Origin of the sequence: Paraburkholderia sp. BL23I1N1, assembly GCF_003610295.1 — a bacterium.
Taxonomy (GTDB): domain Bacteria; phylum Pseudomonadota; class Gammaproteobacteria; order Burkholderiales; family Burkholderiaceae; genus Paraburkholderia.
In genome coordinates, this window is record NZ_RAPV01000001.1 from 6,225,065 (window position 1) to 6,251,007 (window position 25,943).

The 25,943-nt window shown below is 63.5% G+C and carries 26 protein-coding genes; 14 read left to right on the top strand and 12 right to left on the bottom strand.

Features of this window, described 5'->3' with window-relative positions; all coding sequences use genetic code 11:
* Positions 1-322 precede the first annotated feature (322 nt).
* The 10 genes from B0G76_RS29105 to B0G76_RS29150 form a co-directional block, all read right to left on the bottom strand.
* Positions 323-646: a hypothetical protein gene (locus B0G76_RS29105; RefSeq protein ID WP_120295539.1), complete on the bottom strand. Its 324-nt coding sequence runs from the start codon at positions 644-646 to the stop codon at positions 323-325.
* Complete coding sequence (locus B0G76_RS29110) at positions 643-882, bottom strand: AlpA family transcriptional regulator (RefSeq protein WP_120295540.1); 240 nt, start codon at positions 880-882, stop codon at positions 643-645. Before B0G76_RS29110 ends, B0G76_RS29105 begins: the two co-directional genes overlap by 4 nt.
* Positions 883-1,753: 871 nt before the next feature.
* Positions 1,754-2,788, bottom strand: coding sequence for a porin (locus tag B0G76_RS29115; protein ID WP_120295541.1), 1,035 nt, complete (start codon positions 2,786-2,788; stop codon positions 1,754-1,756).
* Between the two features lie 72 nt (positions 2,789-2,860).
* The gene (locus tag B0G76_RS29120) at positions 2,861-3,406 is read right to left on the bottom strand and encodes an amino acid synthesis family protein (protein ID WP_120295542.1); all 546 of its coding nucleotides are present in this window, start codon (positions 3,404-3,406) and stop codon (positions 2,861-2,863) included.
* Positions 3,403-4,818: an amidase family protein gene (locus B0G76_RS29125; protein WP_120295543.1), complete on the bottom strand. Its 1,416-nt coding sequence runs from the start codon at positions 4,816-4,818 to the stop codon at positions 3,403-3,405. Before B0G76_RS29125 ends, B0G76_RS29120 begins: the two co-directional genes overlap by 4 nt.
* A 54-nt stretch (positions 4,819-4,872) precedes the next feature.
* Entirely contained in the window at positions 4,873-6,051 is a 1,179-nt protein-coding gene (locus B0G76_RS29130) for an ABC transporter substrate-binding protein (protein ID WP_120295544.1), read from the bottom strand.
* Between the two features lie 28 nt (positions 6,052-6,079).
* Positions 6,080-6,823 (bottom strand): ABC transporter ATP-binding protein, encoded by a 744-nt coding sequence (locus tag B0G76_RS29135; protein ID WP_120295545.1) that lies wholly within the window; start codon positions 6,821-6,823, stop codon positions 6,080-6,082.
* The gene (locus B0G76_RS29140) at positions 6,810-7,544 is read right to left on the bottom strand and encodes an ABC transporter ATP-binding protein (protein ID WP_120295546.1); all 735 of its coding nucleotides are present in this window, start codon (positions 7,542-7,544) and stop codon (positions 6,810-6,812) included. The genes B0G76_RS29135 and B0G76_RS29140 overlap by 14 nt, the downstream gene beginning before the upstream one ends.
* On the bottom strand, positions 7,544-8,617 hold the full coding sequence (locus tag B0G76_RS29145) for a branched-chain amino acid ABC transporter permease (protein WP_120295547.1): 1,074 nt from the start codon (positions 8,615-8,617) through the stop codon (positions 7,544-7,546). Before B0G76_RS29145 ends, B0G76_RS29140 begins: the two co-directional genes overlap by 1 nt.
* A 5-nt stretch (positions 8,618-8,622) precedes the next feature.
* Positions 8,623-9,498: a branched-chain amino acid ABC transporter permease gene (locus B0G76_RS29150; protein WP_120295548.1), complete on the bottom strand. Its 876-nt coding sequence runs from the start codon at positions 9,496-9,498 to the stop codon at positions 8,623-8,625.
* 18 nt (positions 9,499-9,516) lie between these two features.
* On the opposite strand from B0G76_RS29150, the gene B0G76_RS44210 reads away from it, so the two are divergent.
* Both B0G76_RS44210 and B0G76_RS29160 read left to right on the top strand, forming a co-directional pair.
* Positions 9,517-9,966, top strand: a complete 450-nt coding sequence (locus B0G76_RS44210) for a helix-turn-helix domain-containing protein (RefSeq protein WP_259460753.1) — start codon at positions 9,517-9,519, stop codon at positions 9,964-9,966.
* Between the two features lie 318 nt (positions 9,967-10,284).
* On the top strand, positions 10,285-11,709 hold the full coding sequence (locus tag B0G76_RS29160) for an amidase family protein (protein ID WP_120295550.1): 1,425 nt from the start codon (positions 10,285-10,287) through the stop codon (positions 11,707-11,709).
* Between the two features lie 52 nt (positions 11,710-11,761).
* Here the strand turns inward: B0G76_RS29160 and B0G76_RS29165 are convergent, their stop codons facing one another.
* Positions 11,762-12,595: a FadR/GntR family transcriptional regulator gene (locus tag B0G76_RS29165; RefSeq protein ID WP_120295551.1), complete on the bottom strand. Its 834-nt coding sequence runs from the start codon at positions 12,593-12,595 to the stop codon at positions 11,762-11,764.
* Between the two features lie 241 nt (positions 12,596-12,836).
* Between B0G76_RS29165 and B0G76_RS29170 the strand changes: the two genes are divergently transcribed.
* The 12 genes from B0G76_RS29170 (at position 12,837) to B0G76_RS29225 (ending at position 24,983) form a co-directional block, all read left to right on the top strand.
* Positions 12,837-14,165, top strand: coding sequence for an acyl-CoA dehydrogenase family protein (locus B0G76_RS29170; protein WP_120295552.1), 1,329 nt, complete (start codon positions 12,837-12,839; stop codon positions 14,163-14,165).
* Positions 14,162-14,443 carry an acyl carrier protein gene (locus tag B0G76_RS29175; protein WP_120295553.1) on the top strand — a complete coding sequence of 94 codons (282 nt, stop codon included), beginning with the start codon at positions 14,162-14,164 and terminating at the stop codon, positions 14,441-14,443. The genes B0G76_RS29170 and B0G76_RS29175 overlap by 4 nt, the downstream gene beginning before the upstream one ends.
* A 121-nt stretch (positions 14,444-14,564) precedes the next feature.
* Positions 14,565-15,461 carry a 3-oxoacyl-[acyl-carrier-protein] synthase III C-terminal domain-containing protein gene (locus B0G76_RS29180; protein WP_259460754.1) on the top strand — a complete coding sequence of 299 codons (897 nt, stop codon included), beginning with the start codon at positions 14,565-14,567 and terminating at the stop codon, positions 15,459-15,461.
* Positions 15,458-16,405, top strand: a complete 948-nt coding sequence (locus tag B0G76_RS29185; RefSeq protein ID WP_120295555.1) for a ketoacyl-ACP synthase III family protein — start codon at positions 15,458-15,460, stop codon at positions 16,403-16,405. The genes B0G76_RS29180 and B0G76_RS29185 overlap by 4 nt, the downstream gene beginning before the upstream one ends.
* Before the next feature lie 24 nt (positions 16,406-16,429).
* Positions 16,430-18,046, top strand: coding sequence for an acyl-CoA ligase (AMP-forming), exosortase A system-associated (locus B0G76_RS29190; RefSeq protein WP_120295556.1), 1,617 nt, complete (start codon positions 16,430-16,432; stop codon positions 18,044-18,046).
* Complete coding sequence (locus B0G76_RS29195) at positions 18,043-19,251, top strand: pyridoxal-dependent decarboxylase, exosortase A system-associated (protein ID WP_120295557.1); 1,209 nt, start codon at positions 18,043-18,045, stop codon at positions 19,249-19,251. The genes B0G76_RS29190 and B0G76_RS29195 overlap by 4 nt, the downstream gene beginning before the upstream one ends.
* A gap of 24 nt (positions 19,252-19,275) precedes the next feature.
* Entirely contained in the window at positions 19,276-20,355 is a 1,080-nt protein-coding gene (locus tag B0G76_RS29200; protein ID WP_120295558.1) for an acyl-CoA dehydrogenase family protein, read from the top strand.
* Positions 20,356-20,380: 25 nt separating this feature from the next.
* Positions 20,381-20,989, top strand: coding sequence for a GNAT family N-acetyltransferase (locus B0G76_RS29205; RefSeq protein ID WP_120295559.1), 609 nt, complete (start codon positions 20,381-20,383; stop codon positions 20,987-20,989).
* Positions 20,986-22,047: a 3-oxoacyl-ACP synthase gene (locus B0G76_RS29210; RefSeq protein ID WP_120295560.1), complete on the top strand. Its 1,062-nt coding sequence runs from the start codon at positions 20,986-20,988 to the stop codon at positions 22,045-22,047. Before B0G76_RS29205 ends, B0G76_RS29210 begins: the two co-directional genes overlap by 4 nt.
* Positions 22,044-22,970 (top strand): 3-oxoacyl-[acyl-carrier-protein] synthase III C-terminal domain-containing protein, encoded by a 927-nt coding sequence (locus B0G76_RS29215; protein WP_120295561.1) that lies wholly within the window; start codon positions 22,044-22,046, stop codon positions 22,968-22,970. The genes B0G76_RS29210 and B0G76_RS29215 overlap by 4 nt, the downstream gene beginning before the upstream one ends.
* Positions 22,971-23,108: 138 nt before the next feature.
* A complete protein-coding gene (locus B0G76_RS29220; protein WP_259460755.1) occupies positions 23,109-24,068 on the top strand; it encodes a LuxR family transcriptional regulator in 960 nt (319 codons plus the stop codon).
* 165 nt (positions 24,069-24,233) lie between these two features.
* Positions 24,234-24,983: an acyl-homoserine-lactone synthase gene (locus B0G76_RS29225; RefSeq protein WP_120295562.1), complete on the top strand. Its 750-nt coding sequence runs from the start codon at positions 24,234-24,236 to the stop codon at positions 24,981-24,983.
* A 17-nt stretch (positions 24,984-25,000) separates the two neighbouring features.
* On the opposite strand, the gene B0G76_RS29230 is transcribed toward B0G76_RS29225, so the two are convergent.
* Positions 25,001-25,441 (bottom strand): hypothetical protein, encoded by a 441-nt coding sequence (locus tag B0G76_RS29230; protein WP_259460756.1) that lies wholly within the window; start codon positions 25,439-25,441, stop codon positions 25,001-25,003.
* Positions 25,442-25,943 lie beyond the last annotated feature (502 nt).

Consider the following 25,943-nt stretch of genomic DNA (forward strand, 5'->3'; position numbering starts at 1 on the left):
TTTTGCGAATGCGTCACGGCACACCACGTCGTCGCACAGACATCGAACTGCGGGGCCGCTAACGCGTACTCGGTCGTGCAGGGCACGTTGACCGGATCAGATTGTTGGCTTCAATCTAGGCGAGTGCGCCGCGCAATGCAAGTGGCCTCACACACCGCGCCGTCCTTCCATTTACCCACGTGTTCCCAGGTGTTGCCACGAGTGCCCCAAAAAATTTCTGGTGCGAGACCTTCGACCCGGGATTCGCCGAAGGCAGCATCGGCCGCGTCAGACCGTGCAGGCCGCAGGCGGGTCGAATCGAACCGTCGGCGACAGCACACCATCATTGCCTGTCGTCAGATGGGTGCGAGCCGTCGCGATCCTGGTTCCCCCTCTCCAGGGCGCGTGCGAGTGCCGTACGTGCGGCCGAAAGTTCCAGCTCGAAGCGTTGCGCGGGCCGACGGGGTATGCGCAGCCGTCTGCAGACGACCTCATGGCTGGCATGCCAGAGATACACCATGCGCAGGATGTCGCGATGCCGCGGATGCAGGGTCTGCCATGCTTTCGTGATCCGCGCCGCATCGACCGGATCGTAAGCGCCGCGAGATGCATTGCCCCAATTCTCCAGCCGCCGATGCAGGGGTGGCGAAGCGGGATCGCGACTCATGGCGCATCTCCCACTTCGTCGCGCGCTGGTGCAGGCGCACGATAACGCGCGGGATCCTTGAGAAACTGTTCAATGTCGGCCGCGCGCCATCCCACCAGGCGTCCGCCCAGCGGTATCGCCGGAGGAAATGTTCCCGCCTCCATGCGACGGTAAATCGTTGAGCGCGATAGCCCCGTTCTCTCTTCGACCTGGCGGCGGCGCAGGATCCAGTGCGCCTCGCTGTTCGCAGTTGACATGGCCTTCCCCCAGAAAAAATGCCGGCCTGGCGTTGCCGGTACATGGGGACATTCAAGCAGCGGTCGGGTCCGGCTTCCAAACCCGTCTTATCGACGGGAAGCTCCCGTCGGACGGTGCAAACGACACACAGGTGAGGCAAAACGTATCACCTGTCGACGGCGGTGATTACCGCGGTCAATCTCACGAACGGGAAGCGTAGAATGGTCAATAGCTGACCCACGGTGGTGGTCCCGCGAAGGTGGTACCCGTCGCATCAACCAGGAGAGACGGTCGTGCTGTCTTCCGATGAATGGCGAACGCGTACCGTTGAGGATGGCGTCGTGCGCTGCCCGTCCTGCAACTCGTTGAACGTGACGATGGGCGCGTGTGCTGTAGGCGCTACACGATCTACCAGGAGTATGTGTGCGAAGGCTGCGGGTACGAATTCCAGGCCATGTTTGGCCTGATCGGGTGTGTTCCAGGAAGTAACAACGAGCGCAACGACACCTGACGCATTCTCACCCCGGCAGGCGAGTGAGCACACCGGCATGTAACCCATGAATACGGCTCCGCGGGCCTGCGTCGCAGCCCCGCGGAGCCGTTGAAGCGAGTTCATCCGGGGTGATTCAGGCGTGCCCTGGAGAAAATTCGCCGACGACGTCTCGTGGCCGCGCGCGCCCTGGTTCGCTGCACGGCAGGCGTTTCAGCGGTTTTTCGTCACGCCCCGACGCCCTCGCGCCACGAAGGCAACGCGGTGCCTGAAACCGCAACATCATCTGCCGCGTTCTGGAGGAACGCCGATGTGCCGCCCCCGTCGAACGTCGTCACCGGCATACGACCCTGCGGCAATCTGGCGCTTCCGACCCATGCAAACCTGCTGGTTCAGGCCGGCTAGAACTTCATCCTGATACCGGCACCCAGGCTGTTGCCTGACGACACGCTGGTCATTGTGTCGTACCGCCACGCCGCATAGACATCCGTGCGTTTCGAGAGCGGGTAGTCGTATCCGAGCACCACTGTCGACCAGCGGACATCCGCGCCCTGTACAGGCCGCCGGAGCGTCCCCACCCAGGACACCAGCACGCTGCCCGTTCCGACCTGCGCGCTGGCGCCTGCCTGAACGGTATCGTCGGTAAGCTCATTGTTGTTGGTCACCCGTTCGCACTGGAGATAGAGCTTCACCGCCTGCAGGCGATACGCCGCGCCGACGAGCCATGCCGTCTGTTCCGTGGCGCCATTCAGAAAAAGCGACGCCATGTGAAGGCTCTGGACTGCAGCCGTCGCGGAGAACGGCCCCGCGAAGTAAAGCACGTTCGCACTGTAGTTCGCCTGCCCTGCATGCCCCGCGACGCCCGCATTGCTGTACAGCAGACTTCCCGTCAGCCCCCCAACCTCCGGCGACTGGTAGACAATCGAATCGTCGATCGCCGTATCGCTTTGCACCGACGCAGCACCCATCGCGGAGCCCAGAAACGTGTGGACCACCATGGGCGAGAAGACGAACGAGTTGCCGAACGGGTTGAACAGCAGCGTGGACACGAACAGCAGGGAATCATTACGCCCGAGGGTCAACTGACCGAATTGCCCGCTTAAACCGACAAACGCCCTGCGCCCGAAGAAGGACTGCCCGTCGTACGCGCCGGACTGCCCGCCGTTGATCCGGTAAAAGCTTTCGAGCGTGAAGATCGCCTTCATGCCACCGCCCAGATCCTCGGCGCCCGACATACCCCAATACGATGTCGAGAGCCCTCCCGAGCCCACCTCCCACGCGTTGCCCGCCGAGCCGGGCGTATGCACCACCCCGGCAAATGCATCGGCCAGCCCGTAAAGAGACACTGACGATTGCGCGTGCGCCATGCCCACTGTCAGACACAACGACAGCGCCGCCAGACCTTTGCTGCATTTTCCCCGCACATCCCTGCGCATGATTTCTCCTTCATCGTTTGTGAGTGTTCTTCTGGCGTGCGCCTGCCTGACGGCACGATGTCTCGTCGCGCGTCACCCTGGCCTGACACGCGCGAGCGGCCTTCCTCGCTCGGCCAGCGCAACGGCGACCAGCAGTTCATCCGGTGCCGGCGAATCGGGTAGACAGAGCGATACGGTGTCGAAGTGGTCAAAGCTCCACATGTCTGTGACGCTGTGCAGGGGAATGTCGACGCACACACCCGGCGGCCCGCGCTTCGTGACGGACGGCATAATTGAGGACGCGCCGGGCAGGCAGTCGCGCACCGCCTTGCCGAGTCGCGGATGCAGTAGCGCTGCGCCCCACTCGAGCGGCACGCCTGTGCCCGCGAGCGCCGCCTTCCCGTAACCCTGGATGTCTTCCCCCACGCAACCGAGCGCGCGCAGCGCCCGTCCGGTGAGCATCCGGCCGAGCTCTGCGCCCGCCGCATACAGCGCCTCGAGCTCACCACCGACATCCAGGTCGGCCGGCTTCAGCACGGCAGCGGCGACGACCTGACGATGCGGTGGGCTCACGGCTGTGCCGAGTTCCGCGCACCGCTCAACAAGATGGATCACGATCCGCGTAATCTGGACGTTCATGGCGCGATCTCCATGTCACCCGGAAGCTGCAGTTCCCCTGCCGGTGCCGGAAAATCTCCCCTCGCCAACTCGTAAGCGCGCGCTGCGCGCAGCACCAGCGCATCGCTGCCCCGGGGGCCGATGATCTGCAGACCGACAGGCAGATCACCGGCGAATCCGCAAGGCACCGATATCGCGGGCAGTCCGGCCTGGTTGCACCACGCCGTCAGGACAGGCGCCTGACGCAGATGGGCCGGCAGCCCGGGAACCAATGGTGGGCCGCAATGAAACGTCGGCGTGAGCAGCAGGTCGTGATGCTGGAAGAATGTCTCCATAGACGCCGTGAGCGCATGACGGGCAAACAGCGTGTCGGCGAAGGTCGCGGTGTCCACCTGTGCGCCAGCATTCGCCAGTGCCTTCAGGTCGGGATCGAGCAGTGTCCTGTTCGCCTCTTCCATGTACCGGACGCGCTGCGCGAAGAACACGGCCCACTGGATCGAATGCATGCGGCCGTCCCCGTAAAAGTCCGCAAGGGGTACTACTTCGGTCTCGTCCACCCGCGCGCCGAGTGCCGCGAATGTGCTGGTTTCCCTCCTGACACATTCCGCAATGTGCGAGGTCACGGATATGCCCGCCGGGGCAGCGCAGTACGCGATGCGCAGACCCGCGATGCTGTCGTCGAGTGTGTCGGCGTATCCGGACCTTGCATCCGTTGCCGAACGTCCGTCCCGACTCCCGTGAGTCATCGCATCGAGCATTAACGCTGCATCCCGTACGTTGCGTGCCATCGGCCCCAGCGTGGACAGAGCCGTCCATGACGTTGCTGAACCGGCCGGTACGAGCCCGAACGTGGGCTTGAATCCGACCACGCCGCTCCAGCAGGCGGGAATCCGGATCGACCCGCCGCCATCGGTCGCGAGCGACAGCGGCCCCATGCCCAGCGCAACCGCGACCGCCGATCCGCCGCTGCTGCCTCCCGGCGAAAGCCGCGTATCCCACGGATTGCGCGTCGCGCCTGTCAACGGACAGTCAGTGACGATCTTGTTGCCGAACTCGGAAGTCGTGGTCTTGCCGAACGGTATGGCGCCCGCGCGCCGCAGCCGTGCCACGGCCGGCGCATCGGCGTTTTCGCGGTCTGGGGAAGTGGTCCATGACCCATGCCGTGTCGGAAGACCAGCCACGGCGACGAGATCCTTGACCGATACCGGTACGCCATCAAGCGGACCGCACGGCTCGCCGCGCATCCACCGCCGCTCGGCCTCCCCGGCGGCCGACATCGCCCCTTCCTCGTCGAGGGCGCAGAACGCGTTGACAACCGGATCGAGCTTCGTGACGCGGTCCAGTACCGCGCACATGACCTCCACGGGCGAGAGCGTGCGCTGCCGGAACCCGACCACCAGTTGACTCGCACCCAGCATGACAATTTCACTCATTATGCAGTCCTTATCTATTGACAAACACCCTTTTACAGAGAGATGAGGCCACGCCTATCCTTCACAGACCGGCGTTACCGGGCCGGTGGATTCCAGGATCGAAAAGCTGTTGTCGGCGAGCGCCTGACCGATCCGTGTCTGGCAGAGCACATGACTGCCGTCGTGGCTGACCCCCGTTTTGCCACGCGGCAGGGCAACGGAGACGGCGGCCAGCGCAGCCCTGACGCGGCCGGCGTCGACACTTCCCGCCGACCTGACGGCCTCGGCGAACAGACGAATGCCTGCATACGTGTTCTCGCCGTGCGGCAGCACCACGGCATAGCGGCCAAGGCGAGGATCGCGTGCGTCGGCGTACCGGGCCGTATAGCGCGTGAGGAACGCCTGGTTTTCCGGGTTACCGATGCTCATGAAGTAGGACGACACGCCGATCGTGCCGGCCAATGCCCCCGTGGTTGCAATCGAGAGGGACTCGTGCGCGATGTCCGTCACCAGTTGCGGTTTCATCGCAAACGACCGGTACTGCTTCACGAACGTCACAGGGTCGTCCCCGATGCTGTGCCATACGATCTGCGGATTCGCACTGGCGACCCGTTGCAGGACAGCACCGTAGTCGCGCGTGCCGAAGGGCAGCCAGTAGACGTCGAGGAACTTCCCGCCATGGCGGCCCACCGCCGCCTGCAGCTGCGGGATCAGCACCTTCCGGTTGCTGCCGATGTCCGAGACGACCGCGCAGACGGACCGTCCACCATCGCGCATGAGCCACGCAACGAGCGGCTCGATGCGCTGGCTCGCAGCCAGCCCGGTCGTGAGCAGTTGCGGGTCGCATCGTCCTTCGTCGAAGTTGGGGTAGACGATGAGCTTTCGCGCCGCCCTTGCCGCCTGCAGCGCCGCTTCGCGCTCGGACGGCAGCACCATACCCGTGATCATCGCGACGTCGTCGCGCATGAAAAGTTGCCGCGCCTTCTGCAGTGTCACGGCCGTGGACATCTGCGTGTCCTCAACGCTTAGCTGCAGCGGCCGGCCAAGCAGCCCGCCCGCTGCATTGATCTCGTCCACTGCCAGCGCGGCACAGTTGCGGTTGGTCTGGCCCACACGCGTCAGCGGACCGCTGAGCGGTGCGAGCAGACCGATCTTCAATGGCTCCGCCCCACGTGCGAACGGACAGACAGCCGACGCTGCAAGGGACGCGGCCGCACCAAGCAGCACGCTTCGGGAAAAGTCACGACGGTTCATGCGTTTTCTCACTTGATATTGCTGGGTTTCACTGGATGTTTTCATGAGGCAAGTCCGGCGCGGGCTCTGCGGCAGGAGAGAGATAGCGCGCGAGCGGGTGTTCACCCCTGTCACCCGGTTGCGGTTCGACGACGCCGGCATGCACGAGGCGACCATTACTGAGCACAATGCAACGCTGCGCGCTCTGAAGGACAAGATCGAGGTTCTGTTCGACAAGGAGCACCGCCAGCTTCGAGCGGCGGCATAGTTCCGGGATCACTTCGCCGATGCGCTCGACCAGGTTAGGCTGCACGCCATCGGACGGCTCATCCAGCAGGAGCAGTTTTGGACGGCCGCACAGGGCACGTGCGATGGCGAGGACCTGCTGCTCGCCACCCGAGAGCGTGCCGCCCTGCTGCGACAGACGCGACCCGAGCACCGGGAAGTAATCGAATACCTCGTCGAGGATGTCCGCCCCGCCGGCGGCCTGCGTACCCATCAGCAGGTTCTCGCGCACGGTCAGTTTCGGAAAGATCCAGCGTCCCTGCGGCACAAGTCCGATGCCCCGGCGTGCAATCTCGTGCGTGCGCAGGCCTGTGACCGGCTGCCCCAGGAAAAAGACCTGCCCGCTTACGCGCGGCAGCAACCCCATGACCGCCTTCACCAGGGTCGTCTTGCCGGCACCGTTGCACCCAAGCACACCGACCACCTCGTTCGGCAGCACGTCCAGCGTGAGGTTGTGAACCACATCCACGTCGCCGTATCCGGCGCACAGGTTTTCAATGCGCAGCATGTGTCGCCCCCCGCCCCAGATAGATGCGGCGGATCTCCTCGTCGTCCGCGATCTGCGCATACGATCCCTGTCGCACCACCTCTCCCCGGTGCATGACCCATGTCTCGCACGCAAGAGACTGCACAAAGCCCAGGTCGTGTTCGATGGCGAGCACCGCGCATCGCTCCCGTAGCCGGTGGATGAGGCGCACCAGCCGCTGGGCGTCCTTTGCCGACAGACCGGCTGCGGGTTCGTCGAGGAGCAGCAATACAGGCTGGCACATGATCGCCATGCCGATTTCGAGCCACTGCCGCTCACCGTGCGGCAGATGCGAGGCGAGCTCGCCCGCCTGCCCGGCGAGCCCTACCTCCTCCAGCACCGCGTCGGGATCGGGCATCGGCGAAGCCCGGTAAGCCGCCACTCCGAGACCGGCCACGACCAGGTTGTCGCGCACCGTCATCGTGAGGAAGGTGTTGGTCCCCTGAAACTTGCGCACCACGCCGCGCCGACAAAAGGCGTGCATCGGGCGGCCCGTCATCCGTTCGCCATCGAGATACAGTTCGCCGGAACCGGGGGCAATCGCGCCTGAGAGCAGGCCAACAAGCGTGCTCTTGCCCGCGCCGTTCGGCCCGATCACGCACAGCAGATCGCGTGGCGCGATGTTGATGTCTACACCGGCCACGGCGTTTATTCCGCCGAATGCGCGCGAGAGGCCGCTGCCCTGAAGAAACTGGGTGTCCATTACCGTTCCTCCTGTGCATGGCCCGCACGATGAACCGGTGGCCTGTTCCATGGCATTCGGGCAACGCGGCGCGCGGCCTCCACCAATCCACGGAGACGCAGTCCGTTCGGCATGAAGAGCACACAGCCGAGAAACAGGCCACCCAAAATCAGGGGCCAGCCGTCTGTGCTGTAGCTGGAGACGGTCTGCCTGAGGAGTGTCAGAACGACGGCGGCGACAACGGGTCCACCGGTTCTTCCCCGCCCGCCGATGGCCACCCAGAGGATGACCTCCGTCGCAAGAACCGGCGAAAACACGTCCGGTGCCACCACCCCCGAGCAGGCCGCCATCAGCGCGCCCGCGATGGCCGCAAGTGCTGCCGACACGACGAAGACCAGCAGCAGGTGAAACGAGGTGTGATAGCCACATGCCTTTGCCCGCCATTCGTTGGCGGCGATCGCATCAAGCACCTTGCCGTAGCGACTTCGGCACACAAGCCACACCAGACCTGTTGCGGCAAGCAGAAAGACGGCCACGGTGTACCACGATGCGCACGGGCCGCCCAGATCGAACGTGTGGCCGCCCAGCCCGAACGACAGTCCGGGTATGCCCAGGATGCCCGTATCTCCTCCTGTGACCGACTGCCAGCTGACGGCGAGCTGCTGTGCAACGATCAGCACGGCCAGGCTGATGATGGCAAAAAAGTGAAGCCTTACCCCGGCAAAGAGCAGGAAATAGCCAATCACGGCGGCGACAGCCACAGCGCAGAACACACCCGCCGCCAACCCCGTCACGGACGCCTGTCCGAACTGGACGGTCGTGATGGCAAATCCGTAAGCGCCGAGACCCAGGAACGTGGTGTGCCCAAGCGTGAGCACCCCGGCCCGTCCCCAGAGCAGGTCGTAGCTCAATGCGAGGATCCCCATGACCAGTGCATCGCGCACCGTTGGCAGCACCCAGGGACCGGCAAAAAAAGGCACGATCACCGCGGCTGCCGCCGCTGCGCCCCACATCAGCAGGGGCGCGACGTCCTTGCGGCCGAAAGGCGGCTGTGAGAACCATGGCCGCAGGGGGCCTGCATGTTTTCCAGACATACGCTTTATCCTTTACCGAGAAGCTGATGCGCCGCACTGAATCCCGGAATCAGCCCTTGCGGCCTGAACCGGATCACGACAATGGAGAGAACCAGCACCATCGCCGACGCGAGAGAGGGGTCAACGCGATAGCTCAATAATGTCTCGGCCGTGCCGATGACCGCGCTGCCCAGGATGCTGCCCGCGATCGATCCGATGCCGCCCAGTACGATCACGAAGAACGCCTTGGCGAGATACGAGACGCCCAGATGCGACTCCACCGAAACCATGGGCGCGACGAGCACGCCGGCGAGCGACGCAAGCGCCGCACCGCCGCAGAAGGCAATGCGATTCAGGCGCCGGGTGTCGATGCCGGTGGCCTCAGCCATCGCCGGGTGCTGGATCACGGCACGCAGTTGCGTACCAAAGCGCGTACGGGCGAATAGCAGCCAGCACCCTGCGGTGACCGTCAGCGCAACAGCAATCACGAAGATCCGGTAGGCCGGATAGCTACCGCCGGGGACCGGAACCGCTCCGCCGAACGGGGCATACACGAGCATTGGCTGGGTGCCGAAGATGAGCTCCAGTGCCTTCTGCAGGATCAGGCTGATCGCATAGGTCGCGAGAAGCGTGTCCAGTGGCCGGTCATAGAGCAGCCGGATGATGAAACGTTCGAGGCACCATCCGAGGAGCGCCCCGACGGCCGGTGCCACCAGCAGGGCAAGCCAGAAGGCCTGCTTCCCGCCGGCCGCCTGCGCGACCGCGAGCGCGTATGCGCCGATCGTGACCCACTCGGCATGCGCCAGATTCACAATGTCCATCATGCCGAACACCACGGCCAGACCAAGCGCAATCATCGCGAGAACACATGCATAGCTCGCAATATTAAGTATTCCTATCATCTTCTCCTCGCATGCCAAGTGGATCCCGACCAGCAGCCATCTGCCGGCAGCCCATTAAAGGAGAGAACACAAGTCGGCTGCCCACAGACGCGGCCTCCGGCTCGCACCCTCACGTTTACACAAAATATTGTTAATTTTAGAACAGCAAAAATCCGTTTACACAATTTATTGTTAATTTCTGGTCGTTCGTTCCCCGATACTCGATTCGCCCAGTTGAATCGAGTACGCATGACCAAAGAAACACTGATCAAAGCTATTGGGAAGGAGATCCGCGCGCGCCGCAAGCTGAAGAAGTTGACTCAGGCCGGTCTGGCACTACGCGCGGAAGTTCACCCAAACACCGTCTCACTCATCGAGCGTGCGCAAACGATCGCGGGATTCGACGCGTTGATCGACATTGCTGACGCGCTTGGTGTGCCGCTGTCCCAGTTGATCAAGGCAGCCGAAGACCGCGGCGGCCTCCGCTGACTATCTGCGGCAACCCGCAGTCTTCTCCCGTACCGGAGGCGGTAGCCTCTCTGGCGATCGCTCATGGCAGGCGGTCCGCGCTGCGCTGAACACCCTCACGACAAGTTGCTGTCACTGCATACGGACACACTGTTACTGTCCACCCGCATCGGGTCGGCCATATGTCCGATTTATTGCTATTAAATTAGCCCCATAAAATGAGGATGTCAACCCCATGTTAGCATCGCGTTTACCCTGAAATTTCTAATAGACTTCCCACATTGACATCACTCACAATCGGTAATATCGTATATTTGTTATAATTAATTTGGAGGCGAGATGAAGGGCGATCTCTGCGAACTCACGGCACAGGAACTGCAGGAGCTTTATCGCAATGGCAGCGCCTCGCCAGTCGAAGTGATGGCCGCCGTGCTTCAACGGATCGAGCAACTCGACCCGGCCGTCAATGCCTTCTGCTGCATAGCTCCGGACGCGCTCGACATGGCCCGCGCATCGGAGATACGATGGCAAAGCAAGCGCTCTCTTGGCCCTCTCGACGGGGTGCCGATCAGCATTAAGGACAACGTCGCTGTCGCCGGACTTGCTACGCGATACGGCTCACGAGTCACGGACGAAACACCTGCGCCCCACGACAGCCCGTGTGTAGCCAGGCTTCGCGAGTCCGGTGCGATCTGCTTCGCCAAGACCACACTGCCTGATTTCGCCCACAAGATCGTCACCGATAGTCCGCTTACGGGGGTCACGCGCAATCCCTGGGATACGGACCGGACCCCTGGCGGCAGCAGCGGCGGAGCGGCCGCCGCGGTCTCGCTTGGCATGGCGCCCGTGGCAATCGGCACCGACGGCGGTGGATCGATCCGGATTCCAGCCGCGTTCACTGGCACGTTTGGTTTCAAGCCGAGCTTCGGCCGCGTGCCGCATGCACCACGCGGGCCGTTCGGCCTGGTGAGCCACGTTGGCCCCATGACCCGCTGCGTGGCGGATGCCGCGCGCGTCCTGACCGTAATCAGTCGCCCTGACAGCCGCGATTGGTACGCCTTGCCGTTCGACGCCAGCGACTACGAGCTTGGCCTCAAATGCAAACCAGCGCCTGGCGGCATCCGGATCGCACACAGCTCTTCTCTGGGACTGGATTTGATTCCCGAGGCGCATGTCCGCGATGCGGTCACGCGGGCAGCCGACACGTTCGGCCAACTCGGCGCCAGGGTCTATCCGGAAGACCCGCCGGGTATCGCTCGCTGTAACGCGATCCACGCGACCCTCTGGCCGGCCTGCTGCCGCCAGCTCACCGAAGGCATGGCTGACGCCGGCGCGGCGCTCGATCCGTCATTACAAGCCTACTCCAATGCGGGGGCTGCAATATCGCGCCAGGCGTTGCTTGGCGCACTCATCGAGAGAGGGGAACTCGGCGCCACCGTCAACGCATTCTTCGAGCGGTACGATCTTGTCGTCTGCCCGGTGTATCCCCGCGTGGCCATGCCGCTTGTGGAAGTCCCAGCCAGCGAAGAACTGTTTCCCCATTTCACCGCCTGGTGCAACCAGCTCGGGCTTCCTGCGGCGAGCGTCTACACGGGCACCACTTCAGACGGCCTACCGATCGGGATACAGATCGTTGGCGGCCGTCACGCCGATGCACTTGTGCTCTGGGCAAGCCACATACTTGAACTCGCCTTCGGACGGGCACCGCTGACCGACGTGGCACGCTCGCTTTCAGCGTCCATTCTAGGCCGCGCGACGCATTAAGGCCGGCTATCCGGAGGAGACCGAACGCACGCGTCAACGGTCCCGGCGTCCATCAGTCACTGCCCCTTCTGGCGTGCAAACCAAGGTCCGAATCCAGCACCAGCTTCTGACGCAAGGCTGCGTGCACCTTGCGAAGCTGCGCTTCCGCTTCTTCCATGTGCGCCGCCATGAGCTTCTCTACCGCCCCTGCGTCCCGACGCCTTGCCGCCTCCAGGATCGCGCGGTGAGCAGCGACGGTCTGCCGGCCAAACGCCTGGTAATCATCTTGGGTCACGTTGCCAGCCACGATCACGAGACTGTGCAGCATCTGGTTGATGATCTGGCATACGCAACGAAGGAATGCGTTCGGGTTTGCCGCGGCTAGTACGTCATGAAAGTGTATGTCCTCATGGCGCTGATCAAGCGCATGCTCATGGCTTGCGACAAACGGCTCGCACACGTCCACGCTACGCTCGAGCGCTTCCAGGTCCGCATCGGTCAGATGCTCGACCGCCCCTGCTGCAAGTAGCGGCTCCAGCACGCGCCTCACGGCGTAGATATCCTCGAGACTGATGCTCTCGAAAAACAGGTAGTTCTGCAACGCCTGAAATGCACGGGCAAGCGGCACTCGCGTAATCGTCGCGCCACCGTCCGGTCCCGTACTCAGACGCACAAGCCCCTGCACCTCCAGTGCCTTAAGGGCATCGCGCATCGAGCCGCGGCTGACGTTGAATATGTCCTGGAGCTCGGCCTCTTTGTTCAGTCGCACACCGGGGCGCACCTTTCCATCGGTAATCCACGTCTTGATAAGTTCGGCAACCTGGTCTCCCCGCTTGGTCGTGCGGGGCCCCCGCTTGTCTCGCTTCAGCAACGGTGTTTTCTCTGTCGTCTGTTTTCGCGCTGCCATACCTCACACCCATAGTTGGCCATCATCGTTCGTCCGAACGTCATTATCAGTCATCCGCTATCGAGTGACCGCGATGACGTTCCCGCAAACGCCCTCCAATACAACACCCTCCTAATTTTCGGAGGTGACGACTCCCCGCCCCAATGCCTACGCTCATTGCCAGACGACACGCAAACCTCATCCGTGGCTTGGCGTGAATGTTGGTCCTGGGCGCAGATGCGCCCGCTTGGGAGAGCTCGACATGACGCGCCATGAGCAGACGTCGCAGGCGGTTCACACGATCGACAATATCGGTGCAGCGCTCGCCGATCGTGGACTCGATCTTGATCTGCTTGCCAGACGTATGCGCAACGTCAGCATCGAATCGGACGCAACCAGCCAGATCGTCGGTCCTCCCTGGCGTGCGGATGACGTCAGCGCCCTGAACATGAACCTTGTACCCATCCAGTACGGCGGCTGTCCGGCCCTGCAGTCCCTCGTGGCTCAGGCAACGTTGATGGCCTACCTCGGGGAAGCCGATGCAAGCCTCGCCCTTGCTTTACCGGGCCCGGGTCTCGCCATGCCGCCTGTCGTTGCGCTCGCCTCGACGCAACAGCAGGCCCGGTTCTTCCAGCGATTCCAGTCGGGCACACCGCGCTGGGGCGCCTTCGCCATCACCGAGCCGGACTATGGTTCCGACGCGACTGCCATGCGTACCAGTGCAAGGAAGACCGGTCGCGGCTGGATTCTGAACGGCACAAAGTGCTTTATCACGAACGGCGCGCGCGCCGACTATGCCATCACGTTTGCAACGATCAACCGGCAGATGGGTCGCTACGGTATCCGCGCATTCCTGGTAGAGAGCAATACACCTGGATTCGAAGTGTCGCGCATCGAGCGGATGGCAGGCCTGCGCGCGACCCAGCTTGCCGTGCTCTCCTACACCGACTGCGAGGTAACCAGCGATGCGCTGCTTGCTCGTGGCGACGAAAAGCCGCTCGGCGACGCTTTCTCGGGTGCGCAGCGCTCCTGGGACTACTTCAGGCCCCTGCTTTCCGCCGTCATGGTCGGTACCTGCCGGCGGGTACGCGCTGACCTTGCGGCCTGGCTAGATGCGGATGGCACGCCCGCGGACAGGCACCAAGGCGTGGCCGGCGTGGAAGCGTCCCTGCTCGACATCGACCGCCAAATTGCGGCCGCATGGCTGCTCTGTCACTGCACGGCCTGGAAAGCAGATCGCGGCATTGCAACATCAATGGATTCCTCCATGACCAAGGCGTTTGCCTCGCGCGTAGCCGCCAGGGTGACGCGCGCTGCAATGGACCTCGCCGGTCTCGACGGCATCGCCGCCTGTCCGTCACTTGAGCAGGGTTACCGGGACACCAGGGCGTTCGACATCATGGAAGGTACCGGCGACCTGCAGCGGCTCATGATCGCGCGGGCAGCACAGCGATCTACGTCACGTCCGTGGGACATCACGGTCGTGCCTTGCGACTGCCCCACCACGCCTGATTCATCACCTGTCTTATCGCCAGACTCATCGCCTGACATAGCCAACGCCCACAGATCCGGGCAGGAGACACCCCAATGACGACGCATAACACGCACGGCCTCCGGCGCGAGGAAATCGCAGCCACCGTCCGGTCATGCCTGCTATCAGCCATCGGCAGCACCATGGCTGCGGACCTGATCGCGGACGACACGAACCTGTTCGACGTTGGTGTCGACTCCATGAACATGACAGACCTGCTTCTTCAGCTCGAACAGCGTTTCGGCCTGACCCTCGCGCCGGAAGACCTCTCGGCCGATCTGTTCCTGCGCTTCGGCAACCTTGTCTCCTTCGTGGAATCCCATGCCCATCGCAACTGACCCCGTTCGCGGGCAGGCATGCATCGCGGCCACGGCACGCTACGTCCCAGAGGCGCGCGTGCGGCCCGACGTAGCGTTACAGCAGCCAGCGGCTACACCTGCATGCGCGCGGGAAACCGTCATGCGATCAGTCTATGCCGATACGCTGCGCTGGAGCGGCGAGGTGGCAGGTCCTGCCCACGTCAGTCATTCGTCGGGATCGGTGCCTGCCGCAATGCCGGTGGGCGTCGCCTGCGAGCCACGCCTTTTCCTCTCGGAAATGGCATCAACGGTCGCCGGGGAAGCTATCCGGCGGTGTCCCGGCAAGGACAACCTCGTGCCGGATCAGGTCATCGTCTGCGCGACAAGTTTCGAGCCGGACCTCGCGCTCTCGTGCGCGGGTCGCCTGCATAGCGAACTGGGATCGACGGGCGTGCCGTTCGCGATTGGACAGCTCCAGGGCCTGTCCTTCTTTCTTGCACTGCAGATGGTGGCCGACATGATGGCCAGTGACGATCACACGCGCTGTGCACTGATCGTCGGCGCTGAACGCTGGCTGCCACCGTTCTCCCGGCTGGCCGGATCGCTAACGGCACTGGGCGACGGTGCGGCTGCCGTAGTGATCCGGCGTCACGCCCGTCCCGGATGGCAGGTGCTCAGCGTCAACGTATGCACGCCTTCGGTTCCCGTCGCGCCCCCCGATATGTGTGTCGACAAAACCGTCGTGGTGGAGATCATCGGGAAGACGTGCAGGCAGGCAGGCCTGAAACCCACGGCAATCGACTGGATCGTGCCGCCGCGCATCAACGCAACTCTGGCGTGCGACGTCACCGCCCAGGCCCGATTGCCTGCATGGCGAATGTGGTACCCCGACCCGGGCGACATCGGGTACCTGTGCTCCGCAGACGCGCCGGCGCAGCTCCACATGTTGCTGCAATCGGTTGCTCCGTCGGACGGACAACACATTCTGCTGTGGTCGGCCGGCTTTCAGGGACAGGCCGCCTGCGCCATCCTCGAATACCGCGCGAGGCAGCCATGACTGCGCCCGCAACCACTTCCATATTATCGCTGTCCAGCATCGCAACCAGCTTTCCGGCCCGCACAGTCGATGCGAACACCTGGGCCCGTCGCTGCGGATTTCCCGAAGCGCGCGCGAGCGCGCTGCTGCGCAATGGCGTACAGCAGTTCCACGATGCTGCAGCGGGGTCGCCCGTCACATTCGCGTGCGAGGCGGTTTCCACCCTGCTCGAGGATACCGGCACGACACCGGCAAGCATCGATGCGCTTATCTACACCCACACCATCCAGAGCAGCGTCCTCGCACCGCCTGCCGGTACTGCGGCATTCATCCAGTCCCGTATGGGCCTGGACCGCGCACTCGCGTTCTCGCTGATGCAGCAGAACTGCGTCTCACCGGTAGCCGCCATCCGCCTGCTGCGCGTGCTCACCGTCGCCGGTCGTCCCCTCCAGCGGGCGATTGTTGTCTGCGCGGATGTGATGGGCTCGGGCTGCGATCATCTGCGCGCCATCCAGGACCTCGCGCTGCATAGCGACGGGGCGTGCGCAATCCTGCTGGAGCGCGATACCGACCGCAACCGCATCGTGGGGCTGCATCTTTATACAGACAATCGCTACTTCCGCGGCACCGACGACGACCTGCAGCCTGTGCCAGATGATCGTTACTACTGGTCGGCATTCACGACAATGCGTGCGGCCCTTCGACAGGCAGGCATCACAGGCAATGAACTCGTCCATGTCCTGCCTCACCACGTCAACCTCCCCGGCTGGCAGCGCCTCATGGCCATGCTGTCCGTACCACAGGAGCGCCTTTTCACGGCGAATTTCGGACGCCTCGGCCACGTGTTCGGTGCCGACCCGTTCATCAATTTCCACACCGCGCCGCGCGCGCAACCGGACTCGCACTCGCTGCTGTTCTCCAGCGGACTTGCCGGCTGCTTTGGCGCGATGGTGATCCGCCACTGACCCAGAACTTCATATCAACCGGCCATGCGAAATCTCCTTGATCTTGTACAGTCAGCAGCGCGCCGTGCATCTGATGCGCAGGCGCTCGTGTGCGGCGATGTCCGCGTCTCCTACCTCGAACTGCTTAAAAGGAGCCGCGCGTTCGGGCAGGCTCTATCCTCATTTGGCATCGCTCCGGGGGAGCGCGTTGCAATCTTTCTCGACAAGCGTATCGAGACCGTCGTCTCGATGCTCGGCGCCTGCGCTGCGGGTTGCGTGTTCGTCCCGGTCAATCCGCTCCTGAAACCGAACCAGGTGGCCCACGTGCTTCGCGACAGCGGCGCCCGGTGTCTGGTGACCTCCGCATTTCGCGCCCGCTTCCTGGCTGCGGAAGGCCTTGCACCGGTATCCGATCTGATCGTGGTAGACGAGCCTGACCCGGTCCCCTTCGGCACAGGAACGGTCATGGTTCATCGCTGGCCGGACCGCGACACCGCTGCCCCCGGCAATGCCTCGATCCCGGCACCGTCCACACCATGCATTGACACCGACCTTGCCGCCCTTCTCTATACCTCCGGCTCGACGGGCCTGCCCAAGGGCGTGATGCTCAGCCACCGGAACCTGCTTGAGGGCGCCTGGAGCGTCGCGGAGTATCTGCGTCACGAGCCGTCTGACCGCATCCTCGCGCTTCTCCCACTGAGCTTCGATGCGGGCCTGAGCCAGCTCACCTCGGCCTGGTCTGCTGGCGCAACAGCGGTCCTGCTGAACTACCTCACTGCGCAGGACGCCATCCTCGCGTGCGAGCGCGAACGCATCACCGCCGTTACCGGTGTGCCGCCACTGTGGATGCAACTCGCGGGCGCGACGTGGCCCGACGGGCCGCGCAATGCGGTGCGCTACTTCGCGAACACCGGCGGTCGCCTCCCATTGCCCGTGCTGCAGAAGCTCAGGACGCTCTTCCCCCGTGCCACGCCGTACCTGATGTACGGGCTGACCGAGGCATTCCGTTCCACATATCTCGATCCCGCACAGGTCGACCGGCGGCCCGACTCGATCGGCAACGCTGTGCCCAATGCGCGCATCCTGGTGGTCCATGAGGACGGTACGCCGTGCGCTCCCGACGAACCCGGCGAGCTGGTGCACGTGGGCGCGTGCGTCACACTCGGCTACTGGAACGACGCCGCGCGCACCGCGCAACGCTACCGCCCATCGCCCGAAGCCAAACCGGGCGGCGCGCCGCGTGATACGGCAGTCTGGTCTGGCGACCTCGTGCGGCGCGACAGCGAAGGTTTTCTCTATTTCATCGCCCGCAATGATGCCCAGATCAAGAGCTCCGGCTACCGGATCAGTCCGGAGGAAATCGAGGAAACGGTTCACGCAAGCGGCCTCGTCGTGGAAGCCGTCGCGTTCGGTATCCCGGATGATGCGCTTGACGAAGCGGTTGCGCTGCTCGTCGTCCTGGCTGGTGACTCATCTGTCGATGACCTGCGCAACTGGTGCATGCAGCGCCTGCCACGTTACATGGTCCCGCGTGACATCGTGAGCTGCACGGACATTCCACGCAATCCCAACGGAAAGTTCGACAGGGCGGCGCTACGGAATATGGCTGCCGCGTTTGGATTCGCCTCGCTCGGACACGGTTCAGGGGAGAAAGCATCGTGAGCCTGACTCTCATCCGGCGGCCTCCGGGGCTGCAGTTCGGTGGCGTGGACGTAAGACAGCTGGCCGATCGTGCCGGGCGCACACCGTTTTTCGCATACGACCGCTCAGCGATCGACGCCCGCATCCGGGACCTGCGCAGCCTGCTGCCCTCCGGCATACACCTCCACTACTCGATCAAGGCGAATCCGATGCCCGCCATGGTCCACTTCCTCGCCGCACGGGTCGACGGTTTCGACGTCGCCTCGGCACAGGAGATGGCCCTCGCGCTCGATGCCGGCACCACCCCCGCCGCAATCGGCTTTGCCGGGCCAGGCAAGTCTCACGACGACCTGCGACGCGCCGTCGCCAGCGGAGTGAACGTGCACGTTGAATCGGAAACCCAGTTGCGGCTCGTCACCGCGCTCGGATGGGAGCTGGGCGTGCAGCCCAGCGTGGCAATCCGCGTCAATCCCGACTTCCAGGTTGGACAGAGCGGCATGCGCATGGGTGGCGGTGCGGCGCCGTTCGGCGTCGATGTGGACCAGGTGCCGGCGCTGCTGCGCGAACTCGAAGCGCGGGAAGTCGCACTCGCCGGCTTTCACATCTTCTGGGGCTCACAGTGCCTGCATGCAGCAACGGTCATCAAGGCCCAGCGCCAGAGTGTTGAACTCGTCCTCCGGCTGGCCAGCGGTTTGACCGAACCGCCGCGGTTCGTGAACCTTGGCGGCGGCTTTGGCATCCCCTACTTCCCGGGCGAAACACCGCTAGATGTAAAGGCAGTCTGCGAGGCGATGCACGACTGGCTACCACGGCTTGGCGAACGTCTGCCGGGAATCGTGCCCCTCCTGGAACTCGGGCGCTACCTGGTAGGTGAGGCGGGGATCTACGTATGCCGCGTCATCGACCAGAAGGTCTCGCGCGGCAAAACGTTCGTCATCACGGATGGCGGCCTGCATCATCACCTCGCCGCCTCCGGCAACTTCGGTCAGGTCCTTCGCCGTAACTTTCCGGTCGTCCTCGGAAACCGGCCCGACAGCGGGACACGCGAACGCTGTCACGTGGTCGGTTGCCTGTGCACGCCGCTCGACCGTCTGGCGGACGACATTGAACTTCCCGAAGCCCATATTGGCGATTTCGTCGTGGTGAGACAGTCGGGTGCGTATGGCCGCTCGGCGAGCCCGCTGCATTTCCTGAGTCATCCCGAACCCGTCGAAATGCTCGTGTGACACCACGAGATCTGGAGAAACATCATGCCATCGAGTGAATCCGTTGTCGCAGACCTCACGCCAGCGTCCTGGACACTCAGCGACGACCAGCAGGGGTTGCGCGCTGCCGCCAGGCAGTTTGCGCGCGAGCGCCTCGAGCCTCTGCTGGGCGCTCGGCCAGACCCCGCCCTGTGGAGCGGAACGGTCACGCTCGCTGCGACGCTCGACCTCGCGAGCATGATCCTGCCGGAGCAGGTGGGAGGCATGGGAATCAGCCGGCACGACCTGGCACTTGTCGTTGAACAGTTCGCAGCGGGTCCGCTGGAACGCGCGGCCGAGCTGACCCTCAGCAGCCCCGCACTGATGACGCTGCGCGTATATGATGCACTCGACCGGCTACCCGTTCGCGATATCCAGCATTACTTCGACGGCACCACATCCATTGCACTGGGTATCCCCGACGCGAATGCTTCGAGCCTCTGGGTCCTGCGCCAGCATCCAGCCTCCCCGGCAATGATGGTCGGTATGAACGATGGACGTCCGCAGCTCATGCTGGCGACGCCGCCTGCAGGACAGGACGTCCGGGGTACCGCTCCCGTTGCCGTGCTCGGCGCTCTAACGATCACCCGCACTCCCGCTCGTGCGGGCGATGCCCCACTCCTGGTGGTGCCCCAGGGCGCGAACCAGGGCGGCGATCCGACAAGACGGTGGCTCGTCAATACAGCAATCTACCTCACAGCGCTGCTTTCCGGTGCCGTGCAGCAGGGCATTAACTTCGCTCTCACCTATAGCGTGACCCGACAGACGTTCCGCAAGCCGATCGTCGCCCATCAGCTTGTCGCTACCCGACTCGCCGACATGCTCATGTCCGCGCACACCATCCACCTCTTTCTCCGGTCCGTGGCAGCGGACGATACGCAGGCGCAGTTCGCCGCCGTATCGCAGATGGCGCGCCACGTTGCCACCGAAGCGACGGACGTTGCGCGGGAGCTTGTTCAGCTTTGCGGTGGCCATGGCTACGTGGAAGGTCTTCCACCAGCGGCACGGTTCCAGACGATGCACTGGTTTGCGATGCTGTTGATGAAGGTCGAGGCGGCGCTACGCACGTTCACCGCGTCGGCATAAGTCGTTCACCAGCAGGAGATTCCCCGTGAGCAGCGAAGGGCGGGCACAGGCATCCGCGCACCAGACTGAAGGACCCGGCCAGACGGGTGGAGGATCCAGCTCGTGCTGGCTTCGTGAACCGGACAGCAACGATGTGAATGACATCGCTGCCTGGCTCACCGAACCGGACATCAACCAGTGGTTCGATTTTGGGCAAGGCCGTCAGACGCTTCCCGTGCTTGCCGTGCAGCTCATGATGCAAAGCGGTCGGCACCGCCTGCGCGTATTCGGACCGGCAGGCCATGAAGCCGCAAGCGGCGTTGTGGCCGTCAGCGATCTGACGCATGCATTCGGCACCGGCTCGTTCTGGGTACTGCGCGACAGCCGGCGGCCCGCCTGCCGGGACATGACGTTTGTTGCCTCCATCAGGCTGCTCCACGAGGTGCTCGAAACCGACCAGCTGCACTGCATCGCGGCGTGGGCCGTAGACTGCAACGTGCGCTCGCGGCGCCTGCTCGAACGGATCGGTTTTCACCTGATCGGGCTGCAGCGGGATTGCCACGTCATGCACGGATCGCGGTTTGGGCGCGTACTGTATGACCTGCTGCCAGCCGATCTCGCCAACGGCTGCGGCTCGGCCGAGGGTGGCGCATGAACCCACCCGCCATCACCGCAGTTACGGCCTGGGTGCCGGACGCCATACCGCTGTCCCGATGGACGGCAATGGAGTCGGCACTGCGCGAGACAGGACATCCCGGCTGGGATGCCTGGATGAGATCCTGGCATCCCGACTACGGGCACTGGCTGGAGGCATGGCCCGGTGAGGAAACCGGTGGTTCGCGCCTTGTGCATTCCGGTCTGGCAACACCCGACATGACCTGCATGGTGCCGGTCGAAACCGGTACGGATCTTTCCGGACTCGCCGCAAAAGTGGCAAACGCGATCTGCGCCGCCCGGCCGCCGGACGCGCGCCCAATCGATGTCATCGTGTTCTGTCATAGCAGCCTCGATGAACATGTTTCGACCACAGTTGCCGGACGGCTGTGTGCCGGGATCGGCACACCGTGTTTTCCTTTTTCAGTCTCGCAGCAGCATGGCGTGTCGCCATTCACAGCATTGCGGCTGGCGTCCGACCTCTTCGTCGCTGAACCGGAGGTCCACACGATACTGGTTGTCGGGGCGGAGAAGTGGCGCCCACCGTTTTCCAGGATATGTGGACCTGACATTGTCCACGGTGACGCCGCCGGTGCGTTGCTCGTTGAAAGAACCGACTACGGAACAGGTGGCCTGCACCTGCTCGATGTAGCAGCCCGGCACGTTCCCGGTGACATCAGTCGTCGTGTCGCACGAGTCTCCGATGCCCGGACATTCACGTTGCTATCGATGATCGAGTTTCTGCTCGCGCGACACGCTCTTCGTCACAGTGAAATTGACGAAGTTGTCGGGCACCCGGGTATTCCGTCGCTCACCCGCGCAGTATGCAACCTGCTCGGCCGGCAGGACGCCGGCGCGCAGCATCGACATTGCATTCATCTCGGCGCGGCCGAATCCATCGTATGCCTCGCACGGGCGCCCCGCCGCACCCCATGCCGCCGGACACATCGCATGCTGCTATGGGGCTACGGGATCGGCGGCTTTGTGGGCGCTGCGCTGCTGGAGGCTCGCGGCGCCCCCTACCTCTGTCGGCAGGACGATATCCGGTCTGTCTCATGATCCCCGATCTCGGCATATCGCACGTCGCCTTCCATCTCCCCCAGCGCATCGACGACGTCCGGAGCTGGGCAAAGCGAACCGGACAGAAAACCACCACCGTACTGGACCTGGAGCGGGCCGGGATGCATTACTACCGCAGTGCGGGTGAGCAGACCGCAATCGGACTCGCGGCCAGCGCGATCCGGAGTCTCCTGGCTGCTTCAGGTATCGCACCTGGTGAAGTCAACTGCCTCGTCTACGTGCATACGCTCCAGGGCAGCATTGCGCCACCGCCGCAGTCGCTACCCGGCCTGCTATGTGACCGGTTCGGTTTCACCGACGCCGAGGCGTTCTCGTTCGCACAGCAGCATTGCGCATCCGCCCTTGGCGCACTACGCGTGATTCGCGCGATGTTCATCGCCCGGCCCCACATGAAACGGGTCCTGCTTGTCGGCGCCGATATCATGCCACTCGAGTCAGAAAGGTTAATGCAAACCGGGGGGATTCTGGGTGACGGTGCATTCGCCGCATTCATCGAGCGCGGCGGCGCCGTCAACCGCCTGCTCGCCATCGCAACATATGCCAGCGGCAAAGGCTGGCGCGGGGTCTTGGCAGATGAGGAACCGCGCCTGGCAGCGCAGCACTTCTTCGCGGCGCGCAGCCTGATCAGGCAGACAGTCCAGCAGGCACATTTCGCACTGGATGACATCCAGCGTATCCTGCCCCATCATCTGGATCTGCCTGCATGGCGCCGCCTGCTCGATGCGCTTCAGATCCCGCAGGACCGGCTGTTCGCGGAGAATTTTTCCCGCATCGGCCACGTCACCGTCAGCGATGCGTTCATCAATCTCGCCCAGTGTCATGGACTGGTACCGGGCAGGCCGTTCCTGCTCTTTGCACGCGGCGTCGGCGGGTTTTCCGCAGCCGCGCTGCTTGTCCGTTAGCCCGAGCGACGCGGCCCCTCCCGCCCGCTTCTTCTGCATGCCCGACCGCACAGTCGGTGCAGTTTGTAATCAGTTACATGGACCATCGGGCGGCAATCTGCAGACTATAATAAATGTCAAATGCACCCGGGCGGGTGCATGGTACGCGTCCGGTCGGCCATTGCCGGTGCTGCAGCCTGCGGCAACGGTATGCAGGCTTCTGACTGCCCGCCCGAACGCGTCACACGAACATCGTCGTTGCGCGCGGGCCCCGTTCTCACGTGGCACCTGACGTTCCAGACTCTGTGGGGCAGCGCCGGGGTAGCAAACATGACACATGTCTCTCGACGCCGTTCGAACGGCGGCCAGCACAGGCCGTCGGCCGCATCTGATCGCCTGCAGGCTGGCGCGCTCGCATCGGTCATGCGTCTTGCATGTGCCATCGATATTCCTGCTCTCGTCGAGTCTTTCGGCCATGCGGCTGCGAAACTCGGCTTCCCGCATTACGTGATCAGCCGCGTTACGCGGAGCCGTTCGACCTGCGCCCGGCGAACGGCGCTCGAGATGATCGGCTCGCACTATCCGCAGGAGTGGGTACGGCACTACCAGCGTCGGGATTACGCGTCCACCGACCCCGTTCATCGGGCGGCGTTCCTCCAGTCGGCGCCCTACCGATGGCACGACATCATCGGCCTGAGCAAGGCCGAGCGTCGTCTGCTCGACGAAGCAAAAGAAGCCGGACTACCTGCGGGGCTCAGTATCCCGGTCCACCAGTCCGATGGCAGTATCCTGCTGTTCAATCTCTCCGGCCCTCTCCATTCCGTCAACGACACAATCAACTCCCGGCTGGCGTACCTGATGAGTGCGCAGTTTCACTTCGAACTTCATCGCCTCGCGCTGATACCTTCAAGAAGGGCGGCACACCTGCTTACAGCGCGCCAGCTCGAATGCCTCACCTGGGTCGCCCGTGGGAAAACTTCAGCCGAGATTGGCGAAATTCTCGGGCGCTCCCGCTATACCGCTGACTACCACATCAAGGAAGCGATGGACGCTCTCAATATACGCAGCAGGACAGCCGCTGCCGTCCACGCAACCGTACAGGGCCTCATAAAACCCTGACTCTGATATTCCCCCGTTTCACCGCGCGTTCTGCCGGCCGCCGAACAGGCACCGTGCGGCGATGCACGCTCGCGCGTACGCATCGACACACTCCCAAAGCTCCGAGTTTCTGGGCCGCAGCCACGCTGATAGCGTCGCGTCAACGGCTAACACCAGGAGGAGCCCATGTCATTCATCGTTGCCGGCAGGCTTGCCGACCTGCCATCGGATATCTGTCGCAATCTCGGCACCTTTCGCCACAAGGTCTTTGTCCAGCGTCTGCACTGGGAAATACCCGGCGTATCCCACGACGCCACGAGCGAGTGGGACGAATTCGACGGAGGCCATACCATTCATCTGGTCGCACTGTCCGCGGACGACGAGGTCTGCGGATGCGCGCGGCTGATGCCCACCATAGGACCCTATCTGCTCCGTGATGTTTTCCCACAGCTCGCAGGCCCAGGCTTACTGCCGTCATCGACTTCGATATGGGAGATGTCGCGATTCGCAGGATCAGGTCTGCCGGACCATCGAACCGGCTCAACCTCGGGCATGTCATTGTTCCCTTACGCGATGGCACTCGCCTTCTCGTTCGGCGCGACGCGTGTGATCGGTGTCGTCTCCCGCTCCGTTGCGCGTTTGTACCGACGCTTCGGGCTCGATCTTCACGATATCGGCGCTGGCACAGCACCGGGCCGCGCCGATATCGTTGCGTGCTCAATCGATCTGGGTCCCGCGACGTTCCGCAATCTCCTGTGCGATCCCAGCGCGCTACTTGACTCGATCACGCGCTTCGGACAGATCCCATTCCCCGAAGCTGGCTTGCGGGGTCATTCGTCTTCCACTGACGCGGGCACGCGTTCTGCGTACGCTCCCGGTGACGAGCACCTCGCGGTATGCGACAACGAAACGATGCACCCGCAAGCGACCGTCTAGACGACCGGCCCCTTGCATCAGCGCATCCCTGCAGGCCGGCAATGGTGGCGGTTGTCGGCCTCCTTCACCCAATCCGGCCTGATCGCCGACGCATAAGCCTGCCCGCTGCGCGAAGCCTCTCCATTCCGCTGCGAACTCAAGCCCAGGCGTTCGTCGATGGCGCGCGCGACAGTCGCAGACTTCGGCGGATGTTCGCGATCGCAGTCCACCCAGAACGTACACATTGCATCGAACAGGACCGACAGAATCGACGTCACGTAGGGCAGTTTCACGACGACGCACTCCTCCGGCCGGTCGCTGGCAGGCTTGTCCCAATCCTCCTTGAACCCGTTCACGGGTATCATGATCCGCAGGGAATCCAGTTCACGCTGCAGGCGATCTTCAAATGAGTAGTGAACGGTCGCCGAATTCGCAAGCGCCCTGCGCAGCTCGCAGAGCTGCCGATCCTTCATCGCCATGCACCTGGTTAGCCGACGGACTTCAGCTTCGGCCCGCGTCAAACGCTGATCGGGAGCAGCGTTTGACGGTAGCATGTGAGGGGCGCTCTCCATGCCAGCGACTGTCCATGCATTGAGTTCTTTCATGATGTTCCCTGCCTCAAATGCGCATGCCTGTACCGTTGCGGCTGCGCCCCTTCCGGCTGTCCAGTGCGGACACGAGGGCACCTGGAGTCCCGGCCACGGGTCAATCGTGAGGGTTTATCGCGGCGAAGCCATCGGGCTTCAGCCACGTATCTTTTTTCGGTTTTCTCAGACGAAATAGCAACTGCGAAAAAAGGCAGGACGCACCCTCTGAAAATCAGCATGAAGATGCGAGGCAACGGTGTGTGGACCGTCCGTCAACAGTCTGACGGCGCCGCTGTCACGTGCACCGATTTTTTTAATTGAAGCGCACGCAAACAAAAGGATGATCACCTCGCGTAGCTCCGCGCGAAAATCTCGGCGACTGCTTGAAGCAATT

Coding starts and splice junctions, on each gene's coding strand:
- B0G76_RS29150 (WP_120295548.1), bottom strand. CDS start 9,498: ATGATAGGAATACTTAATATTGCGAGCTATGCATGTGTTCTCGCGATG.
- B0G76_RS29185 (WP_120295555.1), top strand. CDS start 15,458: ATGACTGCGCCCGCAACCACTTCCATATTATCGCTGTCCAGCATCGCA.
- B0G76_RS29225 (WP_120295562.1), top strand. CDS start 24,234: ATGTCATTCATCGTTGCCGGCAGGCTTGCCGACCTGCCATCGGATATC.
- B0G76_RS29125 (WP_120295543.1), bottom strand. CDS start 4,818: ATGAGTGAAATTGTCATGCTGGGTGCGAGTCAACTGGTGGTCGGGTTC.
- B0G76_RS29135 (WP_120295545.1), bottom strand. CDS start 6,823: ATGCTGCGCATTGAAAACCTGTGCGCCGGATACGGCGACGTGGATGTG.
- B0G76_RS29145 (WP_120295547.1), bottom strand. CDS start 8,617: ATGTCTGGAAAACATGCAGGCCCCCTGCGGCCATGGTTCTCACAGCCG.
- B0G76_RS29160 (WP_120295550.1), top strand. CDS start 10,285: ATGAAGGGCGATCTCTGCGAACTCACGGCACAGGAACTGCAGGAGCTT.
- B0G76_RS29165 (WP_120295551.1), bottom strand. CDS start 12,595: ATGGCAGCGCGAAAACAGACGACAGAGAAAACACCGTTGCTGAAGCGA.
- B0G76_RS29140 (WP_120295546.1), bottom strand. CDS start 7,544: ATGGACACCCAGTTTCTTCAGGGCAGCGGCCTCTCGCGCGCATTCGGC.
- B0G76_RS29175 (WP_120295553.1), top strand. CDS start 14,162: ATGACGACGCATAACACGCACGGCCTCCGGCGCGAGGAAATCGCAGCC.
- B0G76_RS29115 (WP_120295541.1), bottom strand. CDS start 2,788: ATGCGCAGGGATGTGCGGGGAAAATGCAGCAAAGGTCTGGCGGCGCTG.
- B0G76_RS29200 (WP_120295558.1), top strand. CDS start 19,276: ATGCCATCGAGTGAATCCGTTGTCGCAGACCTCACGCCAGCGTCCTGG.
- B0G76_RS29170 (WP_120295552.1), top strand. CDS start 12,837: ATGACGCGCCATGAGCAGACGTCGCAGGCGGTTCACACGATCGACAAT.
- B0G76_RS29210 (WP_120295560.1), top strand. CDS start 20,986: ATGAACCCACCCGCCATCACCGCAGTTACGGCCTGGGTGCCGGACGCC.
- B0G76_RS29180 (WP_259460754.1), top strand. CDS start 14,565: ATGCGATCAGTCTATGCCGATACGCTGCGCTGGAGCGGCGAGGTGGCA.
- B0G76_RS29105 (WP_120295539.1), bottom strand. CDS start 646: ATGAGTCGCGATCCCGCTTCGCCACCCCTGCATCGGCGGCTGGAGAAT.
- B0G76_RS29190 (WP_120295556.1), top strand. CDS start 16,430: ATGCGAAATCTCCTTGATCTTGTACAGTCAGCAGCGCGCCGTGCATCT.
- B0G76_RS29215 (WP_120295561.1), top strand. CDS start 22,044: ATGATCCCCGATCTCGGCATATCGCACGTCGCCTTCCATCTCCCCCAG.
- B0G76_RS29120 (WP_120295542.1), bottom strand. CDS start 3,406: ATGAACGTCCAGATTACGCGGATCGTGATCCATCTTGTTGAGCGGTGC.
- B0G76_RS29130 (WP_120295544.1), bottom strand. CDS start 6,051: ATGAACCGTCGTGACTTTTCCCGAAGCGTGCTGCTTGGTGCGGCCGCG.
- B0G76_RS29110 (WP_120295540.1), bottom strand. CDS start 882: ATGTCAACTGCGAACAGCGAGGCGCACTGGATCCTGCGCCGCCGCCAG.
- B0G76_RS29220 (WP_259460755.1), top strand. CDS start 23,109: ATGGTACGCGTCCGGTCGGCCATTGCCGGTGCTGCAGCCTGCGGCAAC.
- B0G76_RS29230 (WP_259460756.1), bottom strand. CDS start 25,441: ATGGCGATGAAGGATCGGCAGCTCTGCGAGCTGCGCAGGGCGCTTGCG.